Below are 3,876 nucleotides of genomic sequence, written 5' to 3' on the forward strand. Positions count from 1 at the left end.
AAGCTCACCATTTAACGGACGATGTACTCGGACGCACGTTAGATGCTTTATATGAAGCAGATGTCTCCGCACTTTATCAAGCGATTGCAGAGCATGTCGTTGATAAGCTAGGACTTAAAACGTAATCGTTCACCAAGGTAACTTGACTCGATATTAACGGGGGGAACAGCCTATAGATCAAAGATGTTGGGGTACGGTCTCTTCGCCACAACAGCCGTGATGATCTCACTCAACACTGACATTGCCGACAAGCCACGTTTTTTGCAGGTTTCGATGAGGGTATGTATCCTACTGCGGAATTTATCACCTGCATCCGAGGTCGTTCCGAAGCTGATTTTCCTTTGGATTACAAAACCTCTAATACATCGCTCAGCTTCATTATTGGTTAAGGGGATTGACACTTTCTTGAGGAAAACCCACAAGCTCTCTCTATGTTTGAGCAGTAACTTGCATCGCCCCCGATATCGCTTGACCATGACATCAGTCCCTTTGCTCAACCAATGATCGAACGATTTCTGCAACCTACGCATTCTTCGTAAGTATAGCGCATAATTTAACTCATCTTGTTCATAACGATGCCGAGTATGGAAAATGGCGTTCGTCAGCAAACAAAGATGTCTGCCAATATAAGCGGTGTGGCCACCGCCACTATAATCCGCCATTTGCTGAAGGTTACGCTTCACATGTGCCCAACATAACTGATGACGGTCTGCGGCTATCCAGTTATAGCTAGGGCACTGGTCGCTGACCACAATGCCTGCATAGTCTTCATCAATGACCTTTTTCGCTGATGAGGTCGAGCGCGAATAAAGTATTTGCTCATAGACAAGGTCATCACTTGCCACTAACCAACACCAGCGAAGGCTTTGTTCATCATTTCTGTGATGAGAGGTCTCGTCAGCATGAATCAAAGGTGATCTGAACCAGGTCACCGTTGCTACTGGAAAGGTTAGCGATCGTATCGCGCAGAGAAATAATCGGACGATAAAAAAGTTGATCAAGAAAATGCGATAACCACGCAAACTATCGTGGCAACAACCGTCGCAAGGATCGCATTGTTTCTGGTCCATCGAACTGAGCAAAGGCAATCGAACGGTCTAAGCCAATTGCCTAGTACCATTTTTGTCCCCAACATTAATAACATGTGAGAACAAGATTTTGGGTTACCCGTTAAGAGTGTAGTCAAACACAGAGCTCTGTTTACCAACAGCATTCAGCACGGCTTCTTAAGCCTAGGATAATCCGTAACTTTGTCGCCACTTTTAGTAACAGACGACGATGAAGGCAGCAATGTCGTGTTGTCACTCATGATCACAGCCACCGCACTCGAGATAGTCGTTTTGACCATGTCGTTCAAAAACGATAAGGTCAAATCCGCGGATACGGTACCGCCCTGCATTTTTTCGATACAGGAAGCGCGCTGCGCTCTCCAGATTGAGCGCGTTAGCCAGAGACTTGGTCTGGTTAATCAGTTCATCGGCAGAGCCTGTCATCGGCTGGTTTTTATACTGTTGGGCAATTTTGCTCACACCGCCGGCTTTCTCATCGATGTAGGAGCTGATCATTTCCGCTTGCTCCAATACAAAACTGTTACTTTGAGCCATAATACTCTTAGTCAAAGAGGTTTTTGCTCGTAGTAAGAGGCGAAATTGGCCAATGCAACGGAGGTTGCAACCAGTAAGATAACGGACAATAATAAGGTCCTTTTAATGCCATGTTTTTCATTATTTTTTCCATCTCAGATGGTGATTTATGGCAGTACTAACTGGGTATTTTTTTATATTAGGAGAGTTTTATATCCAATGGAAATGACCTAAATCATTTTCTTGGAAAAAGAGAAGCACTCACATTATCTGAGTGCTTAGCTTCTCACGACATCTAGTGAATTTTTATAACCAACAATGGAGAGAAAATGAGTAGCGATAACGGTGGTGTTCCCCACCCTAGTGGCAAAGCAAACCCAATCGATACGGATTATACCGTTGGTCAGGACAACGTCGTTCTTTCCGTCGGTCCGTTTGGCCTGGACATTCATAACCGGGTTTTCGCCGTCTCAGGCTTAGCGATTGTCATCTTTGTATTTGCAACCCTAATCTTTCGCGAACAAGTCGAACCCCTGTTTCTTCACTTAAGATCTTGGCTCACCTCAAGTCTTGATTGGTTCTTCTTGTTATCAGGTAACATTTTTGTTGTCGTCTGTCTCGGACTGGCCATATCACCGTTAGGCCGGGTCAGAATCGGCGGTACCGATGCCACTCCGGATTATTCCTATTCAGGATGGCTGGCGATGTTATTTGCGGCCGGCATGGGGATTGGCCTGGTCTTCTTTGGCGTTTCTGAACCCATGACCCATTTCACTACCGCGCTGGGCGGCACCACACTGGAAAATGGTGTGCGTACCGACTGGGCACCACTGGGTGGTGCGATGGGTGATACCGAAGCCGCACGTTCGCTCGGTATGGCAGCGACGATTTACCATTGGGCACTTCACCCTTGGGCAATATACGCATTGCTGGCTCTGGGACTGGCTATTTTCTCGTTCAACAAAGGGTTACCACTGACTATGCGTTCAGTGTTCTATCCGCTGTTTGGCGAACGAGTCTGGGGCTTGACTGGTCATATCATCGATATTCTGGCAATTGTGGCGACGGTCTTCGGTCTGGCGACATCTCTGGGCTACGGCGCGTCTCAGGCTGCGACCGGGTTAAACTTCCTGTTTGATATCCCATTGACTGACACCACGCAAATTATTCTGATCATTGTGATCACTGCATTTGCACTGCTGTCTGTACTGGCTGGCCTTGATGGCGGCGTAAAACGCCTGTCAGAAATGAACATGCTGCTGGCTGCACTGCTGCTGTTTTTCGTGGTAGTCATCGGTCCGACAGCCGCGATTCTGCTCGGATTTTTCGATAATATCGGTGCTTATCTGACCAACTTCCCTGCACTGTCGATGCCATTTGGCCGTGAAGATGTGAACTATTCTCAAGGCTGGACATCGTTCTACTGGGCGTGGTGGATTTCATGGTCACCATTCGTCGGTATGTTCATTGCTCGTGTATCACGTGGCCGAACCGTACGCGAGTTTATCGTCTGTGTGCTGATTGTTCCGTCAACCGTGTGTGTGTTCTGGATGACGGCGTTCGGTGGTACCGCGATCAGTCAATACGTCAACGATGGTTATAAAGCCGTGATGGACGCAGACCTGCCATTGAAACTGTTCGAAATGCTTGAAGTTATGCCTCTGCATGAAATTACATCATTCATCGGTATCGTACTGGTCGTTGTGTTCTTTATCACATCATCGGATTCAGGTTCGCTGGTTATCGATACCATTGCTGCCGGCGGTAAAGTGGATGCACCGACACCACAGCGCGTGTTCTGGTGTACCTTCGAAGGCTTAGTAGCGATAGCATTGCTGCTGGGTGGTGGTTTGGCTGCGGCGCAGGCGATGGCGGTAACAACCGGCTTCCCGTTCACTATCGTCTTGTTGATAGCGACAATATCGCTGATTAAAGGCCTGATGAGTGAACCGCGGGTTAAGAAAGCCAAATAACGGTTTACTTTAAAAGACAATGGGCAGGCTCCGTGTCCGAGTTTGTGTAACGGAGCCACTCATTGACAAAGTGACTATTCAGTCTCTCGTCATCAATATGTAAACACATTTCAGGACGAGACACTGATACGAAAAAGCCTCGCAGTGATAACTGCGAGGCTTTTTTATGTAGCATTAAACGCTAATGGCTGAGCATCAGCCGAGATTCCGCAGCCAATTTAGGAATAAACTGCTTCATACAGAACACCAAGAAGCTTAAGCAGCCGAGTCTGATGCTCTTGAACACCCGTTATGAAGCTTTGGCCGCCAAATTCGAGTGT

2 protein-coding genes and 2 pseudogenes are annotated in these 3,876 nt (G+C 47.3%); 2 read left to right on the plus strand and 2 right to left on the minus strand.

Features of this window, described 5'->3' with window-relative positions; genetic code table 11:
* A pseudogene (locus NL643_RS22615) lies at window positions 1-122 on the plus strand (DUF4277 domain-containing protein); the annotation flags it as partial.
* Between the two features lie 48 nt (window positions 123-170).
* Here the strand turns inward: NL643_RS22615 and NL643_RS22620 are convergent.
* Both NL643_RS22620 and NL643_RS22625 read right to left on the minus strand, forming a co-directional pair.
* Window positions 171-920 (minus strand): annotated as a pseudogene (locus tag NL643_RS22620) (IS66 family transposase); the annotation flags it as partial.
* Window positions 921-1,301: 381 nt separating this feature from the next.
* Window positions 1,302-1,604, minus strand: a complete 303-nt coding sequence (locus NL643_RS22625; RefSeq protein ID WP_213870761.1) for a hypothetical protein — start codon at window positions 1,602-1,604, stop codon at window positions 1,302-1,304.
* 308 nt (window positions 1,605-1,912) lie between these two features.
* Between NL643_RS22625 and NL643_RS22630 the strand changes: the two genes are divergently transcribed.
* Window positions 1,913-3,556, plus strand: a complete 1,644-nt coding sequence (locus tag NL643_RS22630; protein ID WP_005396859.1) for a BCCT family transporter — start codon at window positions 1,913-1,915, stop codon at window positions 3,554-3,556.
* Window positions 3,557-3,876 lie beyond the last annotated feature (320 nt).

It is taken from the genome of Vibrio sp. Y42_MX_L11 (assembly GCF_024181785.1).
GTDB classification, from domain to species: Bacteria; Pseudomonadota; Gammaproteobacteria; order Enterobacterales; family Vibrionaceae; genus Vibrio; species Vibrio diabolicus.

Excerpts from the sequence above, each read along its gene's own strand:
- NL643_RS22625 (WP_213870761.1), bottom strand. The coding sequence starts at position 1,604 with ATGGCTCAAAGTAACAGTTTTGTATTGGAGCAAGCGGAAATGATCAGC.
- NL643_RS22630 (WP_005396859.1), top strand. The coding sequence starts at position 1,913 with ATGAGTAGCGATAACGGTGGTGTTCCCCACCCTAGTGGCAAAGCAAAC.